31 protein-coding genes are annotated in these 18,352 nt (G+C 55.7%); 30 read left to right on the forward strand and 1 reads right to left on the reverse strand.

Going from position 1 to position 18,352, the window contains the following annotated elements:
- From ACSSVV_RS14060 to rplQ, 29 genes are all read left to right on the forward strand, one after another.
- On the forward strand, positions 1–95 hold a 95-nt coding region (locus ACSSVV_RS14060), incomplete at its 5' end, for an EF-Tu C-terminal domain-related protein (RefSeq protein WP_020411129.1).
- A 184-nt stretch (positions 96–279) separates the two neighbouring features.
- A complete protein-coding gene (rpsJ, locus tag ACSSVV_RS14065; protein ID WP_004580743.1) occupies positions 280–591 on the forward strand; it encodes a 30S ribosomal protein S10 in 312 nt (103 codons plus the stop codon).
- Positions 592–666: 75 nt separating this feature from the next.
- Positions 667–1,305, forward strand: coding sequence for a 50S ribosomal protein L3 (gene rplC, locus ACSSVV_RS14070; RefSeq protein ID WP_454106429.1), 639 nt, complete (start codon positions 667–669; stop codon positions 1,303–1,305).
- Between the two features lie 11 nt (positions 1,306–1,316).
- On the forward strand, positions 1,317–1,922 hold the full coding sequence (rplD, locus tag ACSSVV_RS14075) for a 50S ribosomal protein L4 (protein ID WP_011784247.1): 606 nt from the start codon (positions 1,317–1,319) through the stop codon (positions 1,920–1,922).
- Positions 1,919–2,212, forward strand: coding sequence for a 50S ribosomal protein L23 (gene rplW / locus ACSSVV_RS14080; RefSeq protein WP_008174862.1), 294 nt, complete (start codon positions 1,919–1,921; stop codon positions 2,210–2,212). Before rplD ends, rplW begins: the two co-directional genes overlap by 4 nt.
- Positions 2,213–2,229: 17 nt before the next feature.
- A complete protein-coding gene (gene rplB / locus ACSSVV_RS14085) occupies positions 2,230–3,057 on the forward strand; it encodes a 50S ribosomal protein L2 (protein ID WP_011784248.1) in 828 nt (275 codons plus the stop codon).
- A 23-nt stretch (positions 3,058–3,080) separates the two neighbouring features.
- Positions 3,081–3,356 (forward strand): 30S ribosomal protein S19, encoded by a 276-nt coding sequence (gene rpsS, locus ACSSVV_RS14090; RefSeq protein ID WP_007154011.1) that lies wholly within the window; start codon positions 3,081–3,083, stop codon positions 3,354–3,356.
- A gap of 16 nt (positions 3,357–3,372) precedes the next feature.
- On the forward strand, positions 3,373–3,705 hold the full coding sequence (rplV, locus tag ACSSVV_RS14095; RefSeq protein ID WP_008940674.1) for a 50S ribosomal protein L22: 333 nt from the start codon (positions 3,373–3,375) through the stop codon (positions 3,703–3,705).
- 11 nt (positions 3,706–3,716) lie between these two features.
- Positions 3,717–4,400 carry a 30S ribosomal protein S3 gene (gene rpsC, locus ACSSVV_RS14100; protein WP_011784249.1) on the forward strand — a complete coding sequence of 228 codons (684 nt, stop codon included), beginning with the start codon at positions 3,717–3,719 and terminating at the stop codon, positions 4,398–4,400.
- A 12-nt stretch (positions 4,401–4,412) separates the two neighbouring features.
- Complete coding sequence (gene rplP / locus ACSSVV_RS14105) at positions 4,413–4,826, forward strand: 50S ribosomal protein L16 (protein WP_011784250.1); 414 nt, start codon at positions 4,413–4,415, stop codon at positions 4,824–4,826.
- Complete coding sequence (gene rpmC / locus ACSSVV_RS14110; protein ID WP_008174877.1) at positions 4,826–5,017, forward strand: 50S ribosomal protein L29; 192 nt, start codon at positions 4,826–4,828, stop codon at positions 5,015–5,017. Before rplP ends, rpmC begins: the two co-directional genes overlap by 1 nt.
- 1 nt (position 5,018) lies before the next feature.
- The gene (gene rpsQ, locus ACSSVV_RS14115) at positions 5,019–5,285 is read left to right on the forward strand and encodes a 30S ribosomal protein S17 (RefSeq protein WP_011784251.1); all 267 of its coding nucleotides are present in this window, start codon (positions 5,019–5,021) and stop codon (positions 5,283–5,285) included.
- A gap of 18 nt (positions 5,286–5,303) precedes the next feature.
- On the forward strand, positions 5,304–5,672 hold the full coding sequence (rplN, locus tag ACSSVV_RS14120) for a 50S ribosomal protein L14 (RefSeq protein WP_454106430.1): 369 nt from the start codon (positions 5,304–5,306) through the stop codon (positions 5,670–5,672).
- 17 nt (positions 5,673–5,689) lie between these two features.
- Positions 5,690–6,010 (forward strand): 50S ribosomal protein L24, encoded by a 321-nt coding sequence (gene rplX, locus ACSSVV_RS14125; protein ID WP_011784253.1) that lies wholly within the window; start codon positions 5,690–5,692, stop codon positions 6,008–6,010.
- Between the two features lie 15 nt (positions 6,011–6,025).
- On the forward strand, positions 6,026–6,565 hold the full coding sequence (gene rplE, locus ACSSVV_RS14130) for a 50S ribosomal protein L5 (RefSeq protein ID WP_011784254.1): 540 nt from the start codon (positions 6,026–6,028) through the stop codon (positions 6,563–6,565).
- Positions 6,566–6,577: 12 nt separating this feature from the next.
- Positions 6,578–6,883, forward strand: a complete 306-nt coding sequence (rpsN, locus tag ACSSVV_RS14135; RefSeq protein ID WP_011784255.1) for a 30S ribosomal protein S14 — start codon at positions 6,578–6,580, stop codon at positions 6,881–6,883.
- Between the two features lie 88 nt (positions 6,884–6,971).
- Positions 6,972–7,364 (forward strand): 30S ribosomal protein S8, encoded by a 393-nt coding sequence (gene rpsH, locus ACSSVV_RS14140; RefSeq protein ID WP_023010931.1) that lies wholly within the window; start codon positions 6,972–6,974, stop codon positions 7,362–7,364.
- A gap of 9 nt (positions 7,365–7,373) precedes the next feature.
- Positions 7,374–7,907: a 50S ribosomal protein L6 gene (gene rplF, locus ACSSVV_RS14145; RefSeq protein ID WP_011784257.1), complete on the forward strand. Its 534-nt coding sequence runs from the start codon at positions 7,374–7,376 to the stop codon at positions 7,905–7,907.
- Between the two features lie 9 nt (positions 7,908–7,916).
- Positions 7,917–8,264 (forward strand): 50S ribosomal protein L18, encoded by a 348-nt coding sequence (gene rplR / locus ACSSVV_RS14150; protein WP_011784258.1) that lies wholly within the window; start codon positions 7,917–7,919, stop codon positions 8,262–8,264.
- 12 nt (positions 8,265–8,276) lie between these two features.
- Complete coding sequence (rpsE, locus tag ACSSVV_RS14155) at positions 8,277–8,777, forward strand: 30S ribosomal protein S5 (RefSeq protein ID WP_023010932.1); 501 nt, start codon at positions 8,277–8,279, stop codon at positions 8,775–8,777.
- Positions 8,778–8,781: 4 nt separating this feature from the next.
- Positions 8,782–8,970, forward strand: a complete 189-nt coding sequence (rpmD, locus tag ACSSVV_RS14160) for a 50S ribosomal protein L30 (protein WP_008174894.1) — start codon at positions 8,782–8,784, stop codon at positions 8,968–8,970.
- Between the two features lies 1 nt (position 8,971).
- Complete coding sequence (gene rplO / locus ACSSVV_RS14165) at positions 8,972–9,406, forward strand: 50S ribosomal protein L15 (RefSeq protein WP_011784260.1); 435 nt, start codon at positions 8,972–8,974, stop codon at positions 9,404–9,406.
- A 17-nt stretch (positions 9,407–9,423) separates the two neighbouring features.
- The gene (gene secY, locus ACSSVV_RS14170; protein ID WP_011784261.1) at positions 9,424–10,746 is read left to right on the forward strand and encodes a preprotein translocase subunit SecY; all 1,323 of its coding nucleotides are present in this window, start codon (positions 9,424–9,426) and stop codon (positions 10,744–10,746) included.
- Positions 10,747–10,779: 33 nt separating this feature from the next.
- The gene (rpmJ, locus tag ACSSVV_RS14175; protein ID WP_008174902.1) at positions 10,780–10,893 is read left to right on the forward strand and encodes a 50S ribosomal protein L36; all 114 of its coding nucleotides are present in this window, start codon (positions 10,780–10,782) and stop codon (positions 10,891–10,893) included.
- A gap of 142 nt (positions 10,894–11,035) precedes the next feature.
- Complete coding sequence (gene rpsM, locus ACSSVV_RS14180) at positions 11,036–11,392, forward strand: 30S ribosomal protein S13 (RefSeq protein ID WP_011784262.1); 357 nt, start codon at positions 11,036–11,038, stop codon at positions 11,390–11,392.
- A 13-nt stretch (positions 11,393–11,405) separates the two neighbouring features.
- Positions 11,406–11,795, forward strand: coding sequence for a 30S ribosomal protein S11 (rpsK, locus tag ACSSVV_RS14185; protein ID WP_007153992.1), 390 nt, complete (start codon positions 11,406–11,408; stop codon positions 11,793–11,795).
- A gap of 18 nt (positions 11,796–11,813) precedes the next feature.
- A complete protein-coding gene (gene rpsD / locus ACSSVV_RS14190) occupies positions 11,814–12,434 on the forward strand; it encodes a 30S ribosomal protein S4 (protein ID WP_014420494.1) in 621 nt (206 codons plus the stop codon).
- A 35-nt stretch (positions 12,435–12,469) separates the two neighbouring features.
- On the forward strand, positions 12,470–13,474 hold the full coding sequence (locus ACSSVV_RS14195; protein ID WP_008174911.1) for a DNA-directed RNA polymerase subunit alpha: 1,005 nt from the start codon (positions 12,470–12,472) through the stop codon (positions 13,472–13,474).
- A 33-nt stretch (positions 13,475–13,507) separates the two neighbouring features.
- On the forward strand, positions 13,508–13,906 hold the full coding sequence (rplQ, locus tag ACSSVV_RS14200; protein WP_022992024.1) for a 50S ribosomal protein L17: 399 nt from the start codon (positions 13,508–13,510) through the stop codon (positions 13,904–13,906).
- 71 nt (positions 13,907–13,977) lie between these two features.
- Here rplQ and uvrA read toward each other — a convergent pair whose 3' ends face one another.
- The gene (gene uvrA / locus ACSSVV_RS14205) at positions 13,978–16,800 is read right to left on the reverse strand and encodes an excinuclease ABC subunit UvrA (protein ID WP_454106431.1); all 2,823 of its coding nucleotides are present in this window, start codon (positions 16,798–16,800) and stop codon (positions 13,978–13,980) included.
- Positions 16,801–16,964: 164 nt separating this feature from the next.
- On the opposite strand from uvrA, the gene ACSSVV_RS14210 reads away from it, so the two are divergent.
- Positions 16,965–18,335, forward strand: coding sequence for an MFS transporter (locus ACSSVV_RS14210; RefSeq protein WP_153741279.1), 1,371 nt, complete (start codon positions 16,965–16,967; stop codon positions 18,333–18,335).
- The last annotated feature ends 17 nt before the right edge of the window (positions 18,336–18,352 follow it).

Genomic DNA, 18,352 nt, shown 5'->3' on the forward strand with positions numbered 1-18,352 from the left:
TCGCTCCGATCGCCATGGAAGATGGCCTGCGCTTCGCGATTCGCGAAGGTGGTCGTACCGTTGGTGCCGGCGTGGTCGCCAAGATCATCGAGTAATTTATTCGATTGATCAGGAAAAAGGGGCTGAGCGTTCAGCCCCTTTTTCTGTTTAGGTCGCAAATGTCGCTCAACCCTGTCAATGGCAATGCTGTTGACAGGGTTGGGTATTATGCATACAATGCGGCTCCTTTTTTTGAAGGTCGGCTAACTAGTAGCTGCTACGAGTGGAGTTTGGTGCATCATGCAAAGCCAAAAAATTCGAATCCGGTTGAAGGCGTTTGATTATCGCCTGATCGACCAGTCCACGCAGGAGATTGTCGATACCGCCAAGCGGACCGGCGCTCAGGTGCGTGGTCCCATTCCTCTGCCGACGCGGAAGGAAAAGTACACGGTATTGATCTCTCCGCACGTCAACAAAGACGCGCGTGATCAGTATGAAATTCGTACGCATAAGCGTTTGCTCGACATTGTTGAGCCGACGGAAAAGACAGTAGATGCTCTGATGAAACTGGACCTGGCAGCAGGTGTAGACGTTCAGATCAGCCTCGGCTAATACCGCCCGGTATTAGTCTGTGTAACTGTCATAGGCCATAGAGGGTGCAAGCCCCGTACACTTAAGAGGTGAAACATGGCAATTGGTGTTGTCGGTCGTAAGGCCGGTATGACCCGTATTTTTACGGATGAAGGGCAGGCGCTGCCTGTCACGGTAATTGAGGTTGAGCCCAACCGCATTACCCAACTCAAGACCCTCGAAAGCGACGGCTACCGTGCAGTGCAGGTAACCGTAGGTTCTCGTCGTTCCTCCCGTGTAAACAAGGCGGCTGCCGGGCACTTTGCAAAAGCAGGTGTTGAAGCTGGTCGTGGCGTTTGGGAATTCCGTTTGGCTGATGGCGAAGGTGAAGACCTGGCCGCCGGTGGCGAGCTGACCGTTTCCGTGTTTGAAGACGGTCAGATGGTTGACGCAGTAGGTCAGTCCAAGGGTAAGGGCTTCCAGGGCGGTGTTAAGCGCTGGAACTTCTCCATGCAGGACGCTACTCACGGTAACTCCCTGTCTCATCGTGCTCCGGGTTCCATTGGTCAGAACCAGACTCCGGGTAAGGTGTTCAAGGGCAAGAAGATGGCCGGTCAGATGGGTAATGCGCAGGTTACTGTGCAGAACCTGAAAATCGTCCGTGTCGATGCCGAGCGCAACCTGCTGCTGGTAAGTGGTGCCGTACCTGGCGCAACTGGCGGCGACGTTGTCATCAAGCCTGCAGTTAAAGCCTGAGGAGCGGTGCGATGGAATTGACAATTACTGGTAGCGGCAAGGGGATTTCTGTTTCCGACGCTGCGTTTGCCAAAGATTTTAACGAAGCTCTGGTGCATCAGGTGGTTACTGCTTACATGGCAGCTGGCCGTCAGGGTACCAAGGCCCAGAAGACACGTTCCGAAGTCAGTGGTGGTGGCAAGAAGCCATGGCGTCAGAAGGGTACTGGTCGTGCCCGTGCTGGTACCATTCGTAGCCCGATCTGGCGTTCAGGCGGCGTAACCTTTGCTGCCAAGCCCCGTGACTTCGAGCAAAAGGTTAACCGCAAGATGTACCGTGCGGCGATGCGTTCCATTTTCTCCGAGCTGGTACGCCAGGAGCGTCTGGTTGTGGTTGACGACATGAATGTCGATACGCCCAAGACCAAGGCCTTCACTGCCAAGTTGAGCGATCTGGGTGTGTCCAACGCCCTGATCCTGTCTGAGAATGTTGAGCAGAATCTGCACCTGGCTTCCCGCAACGTTCCTCATGTGGACGTTCGCGATGTGGCAGGTCTGGATCCGGTCAGCCTGGTTGCCTTCGAGAAAGTCGTGGTGACTGTTCCCGCTCTGAAGAAGATCGAGGAGATGCTGGGATGAATCAGGAACGTATTTACAAGGTCCTGTTAGGGCCGCACGTATCAGAAAAAGCGTCTCTGGCGGCAGAGCGTGGTCAGGTGGTGTTTCGTGTAGCGCCTGATGCGACCAAGCCCGAGATCAAGAAAGCCGTTGAGCAACTGTTCAACGTCACCGTAGAAGGTGTTCAGGTTCTGAACCGTAAGGGTAAGCTCAAGCGCACTATCCGCGGGTTCGGCAAGCGTAATGACATTCGTAAGGCTTACGTCAAGCTGGCAGAAGGTCAGGACATCGATTTTCTGGATGTGGAATAAGGTAAAGGGGTCGTAATATGCCGATCGTCAAAACCAAGCCAACATCTGCCGGACGCCGTCACGTTGTAAAACTTTACAACCCGGATCTGCACAAAGGACGTCCTTACGAGCCGTTGGTAGAAACAAAGAGTAAGTCTGGTGGCCGTAACAATGTTGGCCGCATTACTACTCGTCACATTGGTGGTGGTCATAAGCAGCACTACCGTGTTATCGACTTCAAGCGGACCAAAGATGGTATCCCGGCGGTCATTGAGCGCCTGGAATACGATCCTAACCGCTCTGCGCACATTGCACTGGTCAAATATGCCGATGGCGAGCGTCGTTACATTATCGCTCCCAAAGGTATGAAGGCTGGTGATCCTGTGCGCTCCGGCGTCGACGCGCCGATCAAGGTGGGCTCCACGCTGCCGCTCCGGAACATTCCGGTCGGTTCCGTAATCCACTGCGTCGAACTCAAGCCTGGCAAAGGTGCACAGCTGGCTCGCTCTGCGGGCGCATCCGTACAGCTGGTTGCTCGGGAAGGGGCGTATGCCACCATCCGCCTGCGTTCAGGTGAAATGCGTAAGGTGCTTGTAGATTGCCGTGCCACTCTGGGCGAAGTGTCCAACAGTGAGCATAGCCTCAAGCAGCTTGGTAAAGCGGGTGCATCACGTTGGCGCGGCAAACGGCCAACAGTACGTGGTGTTGCTATGAACCCAGTTGACCACCCGCATGGTGGTGGTGAAGGGCGTACCTCTGGCGGACGTCACCCGGTTACTCCGTGGGGTGTTCCGACCAAAGGGCATAAGACTCGTAAGAACAAGCGTACTGACAAGATGATAGTACGTCGTCGTTCGGCCAAGTAAACGACTACATAGAGGTAATTGCTGTGCCACGTTCTTTGAAGAAAGGTCCTTTTATAGACCTGCATCTGTTGAAGAAGGTCGAGGCAGCTCTGGAAGCAAATGACAAGCGGCCCATTAAAACCTGGTCCCGCCGGTCAACAGTCTTCCCGGAGATGGTAGGCCTGACCATTGCAGTCCACAACGGCAAGCAGCACGTGCCGGTTTATGTCACCGAAGATATGGTTGGACATAAGCTGGGTGAGTTCGCGGCAACGCGTACTTATCGTGGTCATGCGGCCGACAAGAAAGCTAAACGCTGATTCTGAGGTAATAGAAATGGAAGTAGCAGCCAAGTACAAGGGCGCTCGCCTCTCAGCTCAGAAAGCACGTCTTGTCGCTGACCAAGTACGCGGCAAGGCTGTTGAGGACGCCCTGAACATTCTGACTTTCAGCCCTAAGAAGGCAGCGGTTGTGATCAAGAAAGCTCTTGAATCCGCCATTGCCAACGCTGAGCACAACGAAGGTCTGGACGTAGATGATCTGCGGGTTTCCACCGTGATGGTGGATGAGGGCCCAACGCTCAAGCGAATCAAAGCTCGAGCCAAGGGGCGCGCTGACCGTATTTTCAAGCGCACCTGTCATATCACCGTCAAGGTCGCCGACAAGTAGGAGATGCTCAGATGGGTCATAAAGTAAATCCAACCGGCATTCGCCTGGGTGTGATCAAAGAGCACAACTCAGTGTGGTACGCCGACAAAAAGGACTACGCGAAGAATCTTCTGAATGATATTCAGGTTCGCGAATTCCTGGACAAGCGTCTGGTTAAGGCGTCTGTCAGCAAGATCGTGATCGAGCGCCCTGCTCAGAACGCCCGGATCACGATCCATACCGCCCGCCCCGGTATTGTTATCGGTAAGAAGGGTGAAGATGTTGACCGTCTGCGTCGCGAAGTCAGCGACATGATGGGTGTGCCTGTGCACATCAACATCGAAGAAGTCCGCAAGCCGGATCTGGATGCCCGCCTGGTAGCGCAAAACGTTGCCGGCCAGCTGGAGCGTCGTGTGATGTTCCGTCGCGCTATGAAGCGTGCGGTTCAAAACGCCATGCGTCAGGGAGCCAAGGGTATCAAGATTCAGGTTGGCGGTCGTCTTGGGGGTGCTGAAATCGCACGTTCCGAGTGGTATCGCGAAGGTCGTGTACCTCTGCACACACTGCGTGCAGATATTGATTATGCAACCTATGAAGCGCACACCACTTACGGCGTTATCGGCGTAAAGGTATGGATCTTCAAAGGTGAGATTCTTGGTGGTATGGAGCAGGTCCGTGCTGACAAGAAAGCCTCTGGGAAGAAAGGTTCTAAGTAAAGGGGCACTCTTATGCTGCAACCAAAACGCACCAAATTCCGCAAGGTAATGAAAGGCCGTAACACCGGTCTTGCTCAGCGCGCAAACAAGGTGAGCTTCGGTGAATACGGATTGAAGGCGACCAGCCGTGGGCGTATAACTGCGCGCCAGATTGAGGCAGCGCGTCGTACCATGACTCGCCGCATCAAGCGGGGCGGTAAGATCTGGATCCGGGTATTCCCGGATAAGCCGATCACCGGTAAGCCGCTGGAAGTACGTATGGGTAAAGGTAAAGGTTCTGTCGAGTATTGGGTGGCTGAGATTCAGCCAGGCCGCATGTTGTACGAGATGGAAGGTGTCGCGGAAGAAATCGCACGCGAAGCTTTCACTCTGGCTGCCGCCAAACTGCCGGTACAGACCACCTTTGTTAAGAGGACGGTGATGTGATGAAAGCAACAGAGCTGCGTGAAAAGTCAGTCGAGGAGCTGAACAAAGAGCTGATCGACCTCCTGAAGGAGCAGTTCAACCTGCGCATGCGCAAGGCGACAGGTCAGCTGAATCAGTCTCACCTTCTCGGCAAGGTGAAGCGCGATATCGCTCGCGTGAAAACAGTATTGAACGAAAAGGCAGGACAGTGACATGACCGAAGCTACCCAAACTGCCAGAACTCTGAGCGGCAAGGTCGTGAGCAACAAGATGGACAAGTCCATCGTGGTCCTGGTTGAGCGTCAGGTTAAACACCCGCTGTACGGTAAGTACATGAAGCGTTCAACCAAGATTCATGCACACGATGAAAGCAATCAGTGCAACATTGGTGACACCGTAACCATCCAGGAAACCCGTCCGGTCTCCAAGACCAAGAGCTGGGCCCTGGTGGAAGTTACCGAACGCGCTGCCAAGGTGTAATTCGCCCGGAGAACAACCATGATTCAGACTCAAACAATGCTTGAAGTCGCGGATAACAGTGGTGCACGTCAGGTTATGTGCATCAAGGTCCTGGGCGGATCTCACCGGCGTTATGCAACCGTTGGGGATATCATCAAGGTAACCGTCAAGGAAGCCATCCCCCGCGGCAAGGTGAAAAAAGGCCAGGTCCTGAAGGCTGTTATAGTACGTACCCGTAAGGGTGTGCGTCGTCCGGACGGTTCTCTGATCCGTTTTGACGGTAACGCGGCGGTACTTCTGAACAATCAGGACGCTCCCATTGGTACCCGTATCTTCGGACCGGTTACCCGTGAACTGCGTAACGAGAAGTTCATGAAGATTATCTCACTGGCACCCGAAGTACTTTAAAGGACCAGAGGCCGGTTATGAAAAAGATCAAACGAGATGACGAAGTAATCGTCACCACGGGGAAAGACAAAGACAAACGTGGTAAAGTCCTGAAAGTTCTGGACGACGGTCGCGTGCTTGTTTCTGGCATCAATATGATGAAGAAGCACACAAAGCCGAACCCGATGCTTGGCACCCCGGGCGGTATCGTCGAAAAAGAAGCGCCTATCCAGGCTTCCAACGTGGCTATTTTTAATCCGCAGACCGGCAAAGCCGATCGTGTTGGCTTCCAGATCAAGGAAGACGGCACCAAAGTGCGGATCTTCAAGTCCACGAACGAAGCTGTCGATAACCAGTAAGCGGTGGTGGTTACGATGCTTAACATGAAAGAGCAGTACACTAAGGAAGTGGTACCCGCCCTGCAGAAAGAGTTCGGTTACAAGAACGTGATGCAGGTGCCGCGTATCGAGAAAATCACCCTGAACATGGGTGTTGGCGAAGCGGTTGGTGACAAGAAACTGATTGAAAATGCCGTGGCAGATCTTGAGCGCCTGGCAGGTCAAAAAGTGGTTGTTACCAAAGCGCGTAAATCCGTCGCGGGCTTTAAAATCCGTGAAGGTTGGCCGATTGGCTGTAAAGTGACCCTGCGCGGTGAGCGCATGTGGGATTTCTTTGATCGTCTGGTGCACATTGCGGTTCCCCGCATTCGTGACTTCCGCGGTCTGAACCCGAAATCCTTCGACGGTCGCGGTAACTACAGCATGGGTGTGCGTGAGCAGATCATCTTCCCGGAGATCGAGTACGACAAAGTCGACAAGATCCGCGGGTTGGATATCACCATCACCACCACTGCCGGTACCGACGACGAAGGTCGCGAACTGTTGAAAGCCTTTGGCTTTCCGTTCAAGAAATAAGGAACGAGTGACATGGCGAAGGTTTCAATGAAAAACCGTGAGCAAAAGCGCGAAAAACTGGTAGCAAAGTATGCTGCCAAGCGCGCCGAGCTCAAGGCGATTATCAAAAACCCGAATACCAGCGATGATGACCGTTGGGATGCACAGATGAAGCTCCAGCAGCTTCCGCGTGATTCATCTCCTTCGCGTCTTCGGAATCGTTGCCAGGTGACTGGTCGTCCCCACGGCGTTCTGCGCAAGTTCGAGCTGTCACGGATCAAACTCCGTGAATACGGCATGCGCGGTGACGTTCCGGGCCTGACCAAGGCAAGCTGGTAAGATAGGCCGCCTGACTTCGGTCAGGTGCCTGTTGGTAAGCGGTGCGGCAAGCCGCTGCACAACTAAAAAGATCAGGAGCCTCATACCAATGAGTATGCAAGACACGCTTGCGGATATGTTTACCCGTATCCGTAATGCCCAGATGGCGTCAAAAGCTGACGTAACGATGCCATCTTCAAAAATGAAGGTCTCAGTAGCCCAGGTCCTCAAGGACGAAGGCTACGTAGCAGATTTTTCTGTTTCAGCTGACGCGAAGCCCGAGCTGACCATCACTCTGAAATACTTCGGCGGCAAGCCGGTTATTGAGGAGATTCAGCGGGTCAGCCGTCCGAGTCTGCGCCAGTACAAAGGCGCCGGGGAACTGCCGAAAGTAGCCGGTGGTCTGGGAGTCGCGATTGTCTCAACGTCCAAGGGCGTTATGACAGACCGCGCCGCACGAGCTGCAGGCGTGGGTGGCGAAGTCATCTGCACCGTATTCTAGGAGATACACATGTCCAGGGTTGCCAATAATCCTGTCGTGCTGCCTTCCGGTGTTGAGGTTAAGCTGAACGGACAGGAAATCAATGTGAAGGGTTCCAAAGGAGCGCTTCAGTTCACCATTCACCAGGCGGTTGAAGTAAAGCAGGAAGAAAACGTCCTGCGTTTTGCGGCCCGCGATGGTGCAAAACAGTCCCGCGCTCTTGCTGGTACTACTCGTGCGCTGGTTAACAATATGGTTACCGGCGTATCCACAGGCTGGGAGCGTAAGCTGCAGCTGACGGGCGTAGGTTACCGTGCGCAGGCGCAAGGTAAGAAGCTCAACCTGACACTGGGTTTTTCCCACCCGGTCGAGTATGAGCTGCCCGAGGGTGTTACCGCTGAAACTCCGTCCAATACGGAAGTTGTGATTCGCGGTATCGACAAGCAACAGGTTGGCCAGGTCGCTGCGGAAATCCGCGCGTTCCGTCCGCCCGAGCCGTATAAGGGCAAGGGTGTGCGTTATGCGGATGAGCAGGTCAGACGCAAAGAAGCCAAGAAGAAATAAGGCGGGACTATGAGCGCAAATAACGAAAGACTGCGTCGCGCGCGCAAAGTGCGCATGAAGATCCGTGAGCTGGGTACTGACCGTTTGTGCGTGCACCGTACACCGCGTCATATGTACGCCCAGGTTACGACTGCAGATGGCAGCAAAGTGCTTGCCACTGCCTCCACGTTGGATAAGGAGCTGCGCCAGGGTGCAACCGGTAACGTGGACGCTGCCAAGAAGGTCGGTCAGCTGATTGCTGAGCGCGCCAAGGCAGCAGGCATTGAGAAGGTCGCTTTTGACCGCTCAGGTTACCGTTATCACGGTCGTGTTCAGGCTCTTGCCGACGCTGCCCGTGAAGCTGGCTTGCAATTCTAAGAGGTGGAGAAGATGAGCGTTAACGAACAGAAGGCGCCTGAGCTCCAGGAGAAGCTGGTTCAGGTCAATCGCGTCGCCAAGGTAGTTAAAGGCGGCCGTATCTTTGCCTTCACTGCACTGACTGTAGTGGGTGATGGTAAAGGTCGCGTTGGTTTCGGTCGTGGCAAGGCCCGGGAAGTTCCGGTTGCCATCCAGAAGGCCATGGAAGCTGCACGCAAAAACATGGTAGACGTAGCGTTGGACGGCACTACCCTGCAGTACCCGGTTCGGGCGCAGCACGGTGGTTCCAAGGTCTACATGCAGCCTGCTTCTGAGGGTACCGGTATCATTGCCGGCGGTGCGATGCGCGCCGTACTCGAGGTGGCCGGTGTGCAGAACGTACTGTCCAAGTGTTACGGGTCCACCAACCCGGTGAACGTAGTACGTTCCACCATCAAGGGTCTGCAGGCCATGAAGGCGCCTGAAGACGTTGCAGCCAAGCGCGGTAAATCCGTGGAAGATATTCTGGGTTGAAGTCATGGCGAACGCAAAAACGATCAAAGTAACTCTGACCCGCAGCCCGATCGGCTGTCAGCCCAAGCACAAGCTGTGCGTCAAGGGCCTGGGTCTTCGTAAAATCGGTCACACCGTGGAAGTGGAAGACACTCCTTCCATTCGCGGCATGATCAACCGGGTAAATTACCTGGTTCGGGTTGAGGAGAACTAAGATGCGTCTGAACGAACTTGCTCCGGAACCCGGTTCACGTCCGTCCGCCAAGCGTGTCGGCCGTGGTATCGGTAGCGGTCTCGGCAAAACCGGCGGTCGTGGTCATAAAGGTCTGAAATCCCGTTCCGGTGGCTCCGTTGCCCCTGGTTTCGAGGGTGGTCAGCAGCCTTTGGCCCGTCGTCTGCCTAAGTTCGGTTTCACCTCGCGTCAGCAGCGTTACGTGGCGGAAATCCGCCTGAACGAGCTGGCCAAGGTTGAAGGCGACGTAGTGGATCTGGCGGCCCTGAAAAAGGCTGACATCATTCGCGAAGAAATTCGCGAGGCCAAGGTTATCCTGTCCGGCGAGCTGGACCGTGCGGTAACCGTGAAAGGCCTTCGAGTCACCAAGGGCGCACGCGAAGCGATTACCGCCGCGGGTGGTAAAGTCGAAGACTAAGACGAGTCGAGGACTAAATGGCCAAGACAGCATCATTGCCTGCGGGCGCCGGAAAAGGATTTGCAGAGCTGCGCTCGCGGCTCTGGTTCGTGTTTCTGGCGCTGCTGGTGTACCGGATCGGTGCCCACATTCCGGTTCCCGGTATCAACCCGGATCGGCTGGCGGCACTGTTTGATCAGAACCAGGGAACCATCCTGAGTCTGTTCAACATGTTCTCCGGTGGTGCGCTTGAGCGCATGAGTATCTTCGCACTCGGTATCATGCCGTACATTTCGGCTTCTATTATCATGCAGCTCATGACTGCGGTTAGTCCGCAGCTTGAGCAGCTGAAGAAAGAAGGCGAGGCTGGTCGTCGCAAGATCAGCCAGTATACGCGGTATGGTACGGTTATCCTGGCCCTGGTTCAGGGCTTTGGTATTTCTGTGGGTCTGGCATCACAGGGCGTTACCTTTAATGACAGCTTCAGCTTCCACTTTGTGGCGGTTGTGTCTTTTGTCTGCGGTGCGGTCTTCATGATGTGGCTTGGTGAGCAGATCACCGAAAGAGGTATTGGTAACGGTATTTCGCTGCTGATCTTCGCGGGTATTGTTGCCGGTCTTCCTGGCGCCATTGGCCAGACTCTGGAGCAGGCTCGTAACGGTGAAATGAGCTTGCTGGTTGTTCTCGGAATTGGTGTTCTGGCGATTGCTGTTGTCGGTTTCGTGGTCTTCATGGAGCGTGGGCAGCGTCGTTTGACCATCAACTATGCCAAACGGCAGCAAGGGCGGCGGGTATTTGCCCAGCAGTCCAGCCACCTGCCGCTGAAGGTGAATATGGCCGGCGTCATTCCGCCGATCTTCGCCTCTTCGATTCTTCTGTTCCCGGCTTCTCTGGGGCAGTGGTTCGGTCAGGGCGAAGGCATGGAGTGGCTGAGCGATATCTCTCAGGCATTGGCACCGAGCCAGCCGTTGTATATTATCCTGTTCGCAGCAGCAGTTATCTTCTTCTGCTACTTCTATACAGCGCTGATGTACAACCCCAAGGAAGTTGCGGATAACCTCAAGCGTTCCGGCGCGTTTATCCCCGGTATTCGTCCCGGCGAACAGACGGCCAAGTACATCGATGGTGTGCTGACCCGTTTGACTCTGTTCGGTGCTATGTATATTGCAGCAGTGTCCCTGTTCCCTCAGTTCCTGATGGTGGCCGGGAATGTGCCTTTCTATCTTGGGGGCACCTCTCTGCTGATTGTTGTAGTCGTGGTGATGGATTTCATGGCTCAGGTTCAGTCGCACCTGATGTCTCACCAGTATGAATCGCTGATGAAGAAATCCAATCTCAAGGGCTATGGACGGAACGGCTGAACAAGCCGTTCCCCTTGAAAACTGGAGTCGACAATGAAAGTACGCGCTTCGGTAAAGAAAATTTGCCGTAACTGCAAAGTAATTCGACGCAATGGCTCAGTTCGAGTCATCTGCTCGGAGCCTCGTCACAAGCAGCGCCAGGGCTGATCCGTTACGGATAAGCACTGACATTGTAAAAGGGGTTCGGAATAGTGGCGCTTGACTCACAGGTGGGTCAGGCGCTATTATTTCGCGCCCTTTTTGTGGCGGAAAATTCACACAGCAAAGCTTTGAACGCGGAGTAATTTGGATGGCACGTATAGCCGGTGTCAATATACCCGATAACAAACATGCTGTTATCTCGCTGACCTACATCTTCGGTGTTGGCAAGACAACAGCCCAGAAGCTTTGCGATGCAACCGGCGTTAAGCCGGACGCCAAGGTCAAAGACCTGAGCGACGAGCAGCTTGAAGCACTTCGTACTGAAGTGGGCAAGTTTACCGTCGAAGGCGATCTGCGTCGTGAAGTACAGATGAACATCAAGCGTTTGAAGGATCTCGGTTGCTTCCGTGGTCTGCGTCATCGTCATGGCCTTCCGGTCCGTGGCCAGCGCACCAAGACCAACGCCCGCACCCGTAAAGGTCCTCGCAAACCTATTCGTAAGTAACAGGTAGGCAAACATGGCAAAGCCAGGTACACGTACCCGTAAAAAGGTGAAAAAGACGGTTGTTGATGGCGTCGCGCACATTCACGCGTCCTTCAACAACACCATCGTGACCATTTCGGACCGTCAGGGCAACGTCCTGTCCTGGGCCACTTCTGGTGGTTCCGGTTTCCGCGGCTCACGTAAGAGTACACCTTTTGCTGCGCAGGTAGCAGCTGAAAGAGCCGGTAATGCGGCTGCTGAATACGGCCTTAAAAACCTGGACGTAGAGGTTAAGGGTCCTGGGCCCGGACGTGAATCTGCAGTTCGCGCGCTGAATGCGTGTGGCTACAAGATCACCAACATCACTGATGTGACGCCGATTCCCCACAACGGCTGTCGTCCGCCCAAGAAGCGCCGCGTCTAACACAGGAGACAGTGAAATATGGCTCGTTATATAGGCCCGAAGTGCAAGCTGTCTCGTCGTGAAGGGACAGATCTTTTTCTGAAGAGCGGCGTTCGCGCGCTCGATTCCAAGTGCAACATCGAGACTCCGCCGGGTATGCACGGCGCGCGTCGCGGTCGTCTGTCCGAGTACGGCGTTCAGCTTCGTGAAAAACAGAAAGTTCGTCGTATCTACGGCGTTCTCGAAAAGCAGTTCCGCAACTATTACAAAGAGGCTGCCCGAGGCAAAGGTGCAACTGGTGAAAACCTGCTGCAACTGCTGGAAGGCCGGCTCGATAACGTTGTATATCGCATGGGTTTTGGTTCTACCCGTGCAGAAGCCCGTCAGCTCGTCTCTCACAAGGCGATCCTGGTCAATGATAAGCCGGTTAACATCCCGTCCTATCAGGTCAAGCCGGGCGACGTTGTGAGCGTGCGCGAGAAGGCCAAGAATCAGCTGCGTGTTAAAGGCGCGCTGGATCTGGCTTCAAGCCGTGCACCGGTAAGCTGGGTAGAGGTTGACGCCAACAAGATGTCCGGCGTTTACAAGTCAGTACCTGAGCGTACTGAACTGCCGGCCGACATCAACGAGAACCTCATCGTCGAGCTTTACTCCAAGTAAAGCCCAGTTAGCAACGATAGCAGATAGGGGCGTCTATGCAGCGTTCAGTACATGAGTTATTGACACCTCGTACCATTGACGTGAAAGAATCCAGCGCCACGCGCGCCAAGGTGACCCTGGAGCCGCTCGAGCGCGGTTTCGGGCACACCCTGGGCAGCGCGCTGCGTCGTATTCTTCTGTCTTCGATGCCGGGCTGCGCCGTGACTGAAGCACAGATCGACGGTGTCCTGCACGAGTACAGTGCCATTGAAGGTGTCCAGGAAGACGTCATCGAGATTCTGCTGAATCTCAAGGGCGTTGCCGTAAAGATGAACGGTCGTGACGATGCTGAGCTTACCCTCAGCAAGAAAGGTCCGGGCGTGGTGACTGCCGGCGATATCAAGCTGGACCACGATGTGGAAATCGCGAACCCGGAGCACGTGATCTGTCACTTGAGCGAAAACGGCGAAGTGAACATGCGCTTGCGCGTGGCACGTGGCCGTGGCTACGAGCCGGCTGATCAGCGTGGTCTGGACGAAGACGAAACTCGTGCCATCGGACGCTTGCAGCTGGATGCAACGTTCAGCCCGGTTCGTCGTGTGGCTTATGCCGTCGAGAGCGCTCGGGTTGAGCAGCGTACAGACCTGGACAAGCTGGTTATTGATCTGGAGACCAACGGTACCATCGATCCGGAAGAAGCGATTCGCCGGGCCGCTACCATTCTCCAGCAGCAGCTGGCTGTGTTCGTCGATTTCGATCATGAGAAAGAGCCAGAGCGTGTAGAGGAAGAGGAAGAAATTGATCCGATTCTGCTGCGCCCGGTCGATGATCTGGAGTTGACTGTACGTTCAGCTAACTGCTTGAAGGCTGAAAACATTTACTATATCGGCGATCTGATCCAGCGCACTGAAGTTGAGCTGCTGAAGACGCCTAATCTTGGCAAAAAGTCGCTGACCGAGATCAAGGACGTTCTAGCGTCCCGTGGTCTGTCTCTGGGTATGCGTCTTGATAACTGGCCGCCGGCAAGCCTTCGTGGTGATGACCGGGTTCTGGGCGGTTGATCGCCGATTAGTTTAAGGTAAGGAATCAGAGCAATGCGTCATCGTAAGAGTGGTCGTAAGTTCAACAGGACCAGTGCGCATCGCAAGGCCATGTTCCGTAACATGACTGCGTCACTGGTTGAGCACGAGCTGATCAAAACGACGCTCCCGAAAGCCAAAGAGCTGCGTCGGGTAGCTGAGCCGTTGATCACGCTCGCAAAGAATGATTCGGTAGCAAATCGTCGTCTGGCGTTCTCTCGCCTGCGTAACGATGCTGCGGTAGCCAAGCTGTTTGATGAGCTGGGTCCCCGTTACAGCGAGCGTCCGGGTGGTTACCTTCGTATTCTGAAGTGCGGTTTCCGTGCTGGCGATAATGCCCCGATGGCATTCGTTGAGCTGGTCGGCCGTCCTCTGGACATCGAAGCTGAAGAGATGGACGACGACGAAGAGTAAGTTCTTCTGAGTCCATAAAAAACCGGGTTCCGCGAGGTTCCCGGTTTTTTTGTGCCCGCCGTTCCGGCGGGCTATTTGGTGAGCATCGGTTTGAGGTAGCGTCCGGTGTGCGACGCCGGATTGGCGGCCACTTCCTCGGGCGTTCCTTCAGCAATAATCTGTCCGCCACCGGACCCACCTTCCGGGCCGAGGTCGACAATCCAGTCTGCGGTCTTGATGACGTCCAGGTTGTGCTCAATGACAACGATGGTATTGCCGTGATCGCGCAAGCGCTCTAGCACGTTCAAAAGTTGCTGGATATCGTAGAAGTGCAGGCCGGTGGTGGGCTCGTCCAGAATGTACAGGGTTTTGCCTGTGTCCCGTTTGGACAGCTCCTTAGCCAGTTTGACCCGCTGTGCTTCGCCCCCCGAGAGGGTCACTGCGCTCTGGCCCAAACGAATGTAAGACAGGCCCACGTCGATCAGCGTTTGCAGTTTTCTGGCGATGAAGGGGACGGCGTCAAAAAACTCGCGGCCCTCCTCAACGGTCATTTCCAGCACCTCGTGGATGTTTTTGCCTTTATACCGAACCTCAAGGGTTTCCCGGTTGTAGCGTTTGCCCTTACAGATGTCGCAGGGCACATAGACGTCTGGCAGGAAGTGCATTTCGACTTTGATGACACCATCGCCCTGGCAAGCCTCGCACCGGCCGCCCTTCACGTTGAAGGAGAAGCGGCCAGGTTTGTAGCCGCGTGAGCGTGCCTCCTGAGTGCCGGCGAAGAGTTCCCTGATGGGGGTAAACAGGCCGGTGTAAGTGGCGGGGTTAGACCTAGGTGTCCGTCCGATAGGGCTCTGGTCAATGTCGATCACCTTGTCGAGCTGATCAAGTCCTTTCAGGCTTTTGTAGGGCGCATGATTGAGGCTGGTCGCTTTGTTCAGTTTGGCGGCCGCGACCGGGTAGAGGGTGCTGTTAATCAGAGTTGATTTGCCTGAGCCCGATACCCCGGTAACGCAGGTCATCACGCCTAGCGGCAGCGTGAGCGTTACGTCCCGGAGATTGTTGCCAGAGGCGCCGGTCAGTACCAGCTTCTTGCCATTACCCTTGTTTCGCGCTTGCGGTACCGAGATCTCTTTTTCGCCACTGAGATACTGGCCAGTCATTGACGCCGGGTTGGCGATGATTTCCTCCGGGGTGCCCCGCGCGACAATCTCTCCGCCGTGGACGCCTGCGCCCGGGCCAATGTCGATCACATAGTCGGCCGCCCGGATGGCATCTTCGTCGTGTTCCACCACGATCACCGTGTTGCCCAGATCCCTTAGGTGGGTGAGGGTGGCGAGCAGTCGGTCGTTGTCCCGCTGGTGCAGGCCGATGGACGGCTCGTCCAGAATGTACATCACGCCCACCAGGCCTGCGCCTATCTGGCTGGCCAAGCGGATGCGCTGCGCCTCGCCGCCTGAAAGGGTGTCTGCGCTGCGTTCGAGAGTTAAATACTCGAGGCCCACGTTGACCAGAAACTGCAGCCGCTCCCGCACTTCTTTCAGGATTTTCTCGGCGATCTCACCTTTGCGTCCGGGCAGCGCGAGAGTGCTGAAGTAGCGATGGGCATCGCCCACGGGCAGGTGGGTAATTTCCGGAAGGTTTCGCTCTTCGATAAAGACGTGACGGGCACTGCGACGCAGGCGCGAACCGCCGCAATCTTTACAGGGCTGTGTACTCAGGTTGCGAGCCAGTTCCTCACGCATGCTCTGGGATTCCGTCTCGCGGTAACGGCGTTCCAGATTCGGCAGTATGCCCTCGAACGGGTGGGCCTTTTCCATGATATGACCGCGAGAGTTCACATAACGAAAGGGAATGTCCTCGTCGCCGGAGCCATACAGGAGCACCTCCTGGAAGTTTTCGGGCAGCTCTTCCCAAGGCGTTTCCAGGTCAATGCCGTAGTGTTCGGCAACACTGGTCAGCATCTGGAAGTAGTACACGGCACGACGGTCCCAGCCTTTGATGGCTCCTGATGCGAGGGTCGCTTCCGGGCTCTGGATCACCTTTTCGGCATCAAAGAACTGGCGCACCCCCAGACCGTCGCAGGTGGGGCAGGCGCCGGCCGGGTTGTTGAACGAAAACAGGCGAGGTTCCAGTTCGCTCAGGGAGTAGCCGCACTGGGTGCAGGCATAGCGCGCCGAGAAGGTGTGTTCCTCGCCTTCTCCACTCATGGGCGCCACCAGAGCAATGCCGTCGGCCAGCTCCAGGGCGGTTTCGAAGCTCTCGGCCAGTCGTTGCTCCAGCCCCTCCTTGACTTTGAATCGATCGACCACAACGTCAATCTGGTGCTTGCGCTTCTTGTCCAGGGCAGGAACGTCGTCTATGTCGTATACCGCTCCGTCCACTCTCAGGCGGATGAAGCCCTGGCTGCGCATGGTGTCGATCACCTGCAGATGCTCACCTTTGCGATCCCGGATCACCGGCGCCAATATCATCAGCTTGCTGCCTTCCGGCATGGCGAGAACCTGGTCAACCATCTGACTCACGGTCTGGGCTTCCAGCGGCTGGCCGTGATCAGGACAGCGGGGTTCACCAGCACGAGCGAAAAGCAGTCTCAGATAGTCATAGATCTCGGTGATGGTCCCCACGGTAGAGCGGGGGTTGTGAGACGTGGATTTCTGCTCGATGGAGATGGCTGGCGACAAGCCTTCAATATGATCCACATCGGGCTTTTCCATCATCGAGAGGAATTGCCGTGCGTAGGTGGACAGCGACTCGACATACCGGCGCTGGCCCTCGGCATAGAGCGTATCGAACGCCAATGAGGACTTGCCGGAGCCGGACAGACCGGTAATGACGATCAGTTTGTCCCTTGGCATATCCAGGTCGATGTTTTTCAGGTTGTGGGTGCGCGCGCCCTTGATCTGGATATGGTCCATAACACCTCGCTTGGTAAAAACTGCCAGTATATCGGTTTCGGGTCGTTCCGGCTAAGTGCGGAACGACCCGCTCTGCGGGTGTCCCGTCGCCGGGGTGGTTCTGGTACAATTCGCCGCCTGCGGTTACCGGCCGCTCACCATTCATTCAAACCGCACGGGTAGGCATGAACGCGCTCGAAAAACGCTCAGTTGTGGCTCTGGCTTCGGTATACGCCATGCGTATGCTGGGCCTGTTTATGGTCATGCCCGTGTTTGTGCTGCTGGGTACGGACCTGCACGGTGCGACGCCGGCGCTATTGGGCCTGGCGATTGGTGCTTACGGCCTGAGTCAGGCGCTGCTTCAGATCCCCTTCGGCCTGTTGTCGGATCGGGTTGGCCGCAAGAAGATGATCTACCTGGGGCTTATTCTGTTTGCCAGCGGGAGCCTGCTGGCCGCGTCGACCGACTCAATATACGTTGTGATCGCCGGTCGGATTCTTCAAGGTGCCGGTGCCATCGCCAGTGTACTGATGGCACTGCTGTCAGACCTCACCCGAGAGGAAGAGCGCACCAAGGCCATGGCCACGGTGGGCATTTCCATTGGCCTGTCGTTTTCCGTGTCGCTGGTGCTGGGCCCGTTGCTGGGCGCGGCCTGGGGCTTGTCTGGCATCTTCTACGTGACGGCAGTGATGGCCCTGTTGGCCCTTGTTGTGGTCGCCAGAGTGGTGCCTACGCCACATACCCATAAAGTCAGCGCCGATACCCATCCTGCCCGCGAAATGGTCGGGCGCGTTCTGGCCGATGGCCGCCTGCTGCGGCTCGACTTCGGGATCTTTGTGCTGCACCTGGTTCTGACGGCCCTGTTCCTGGTCTTTCCGACCATGCTTCAGGATCAGTTGGGCCTGGCCAGCAGCTCCCACTGGTGGTTCTATTTGAGTGTGATGGTGCTTTCTTTCTTTGCCATGGTGCCCTTTATCATCATTGGCGAAAAGAAACGCAAAATGAAGCCGATACTGTGCATGGCCATTGCCTTGCTGACAGCGGCAACAGCAACGCTGACCCAGGTGAATGCCAGTCTCTGGGCGGCCTGGGGTGTGCTATTTTTCTTCTTTATGGCGTTCAATCTTCTGGAAGCCAGTCTGCCTTCGTTAATCAGTAAAGAGGCTCCGGCTGCCAGTAAGGGAACGGCCATGGGGGTTTATTCCACCTCCCAGTTTTTTGGTGCTTTTCTGGGTGGGGCTTTGGGAGGTTATCTGCTGCAGAGCGCTGGCGTGGAGGGAGTGCTCTGGTTGATGGCAGGGTGCCTCCTGGTGTGGCTGCTGGCAGCCTTGACCATGCCGGCCCCGAGCTACACGACCAGCCTGGTTCTGGAGCTGAGGGGTGCACTGGAAAATACCTTTGACGACGTGGACCGTCAGCTACGGAGGCTGCCGGGCGTGAAGGACGTTGTGATTGTTGAAAATGCATCGACAGCCTACCTGAAGGTGGATCGTCAGCATTTTCGGGAAGATCAGCTTGCGGACTTTGACTTTGTCCGGCAGGGTAAGAGTACTTAAACACAGGATGCTGGCAT

It is taken from the genome of Marinobacter sp. MBR-105 (genome assembly GCF_053628895.1).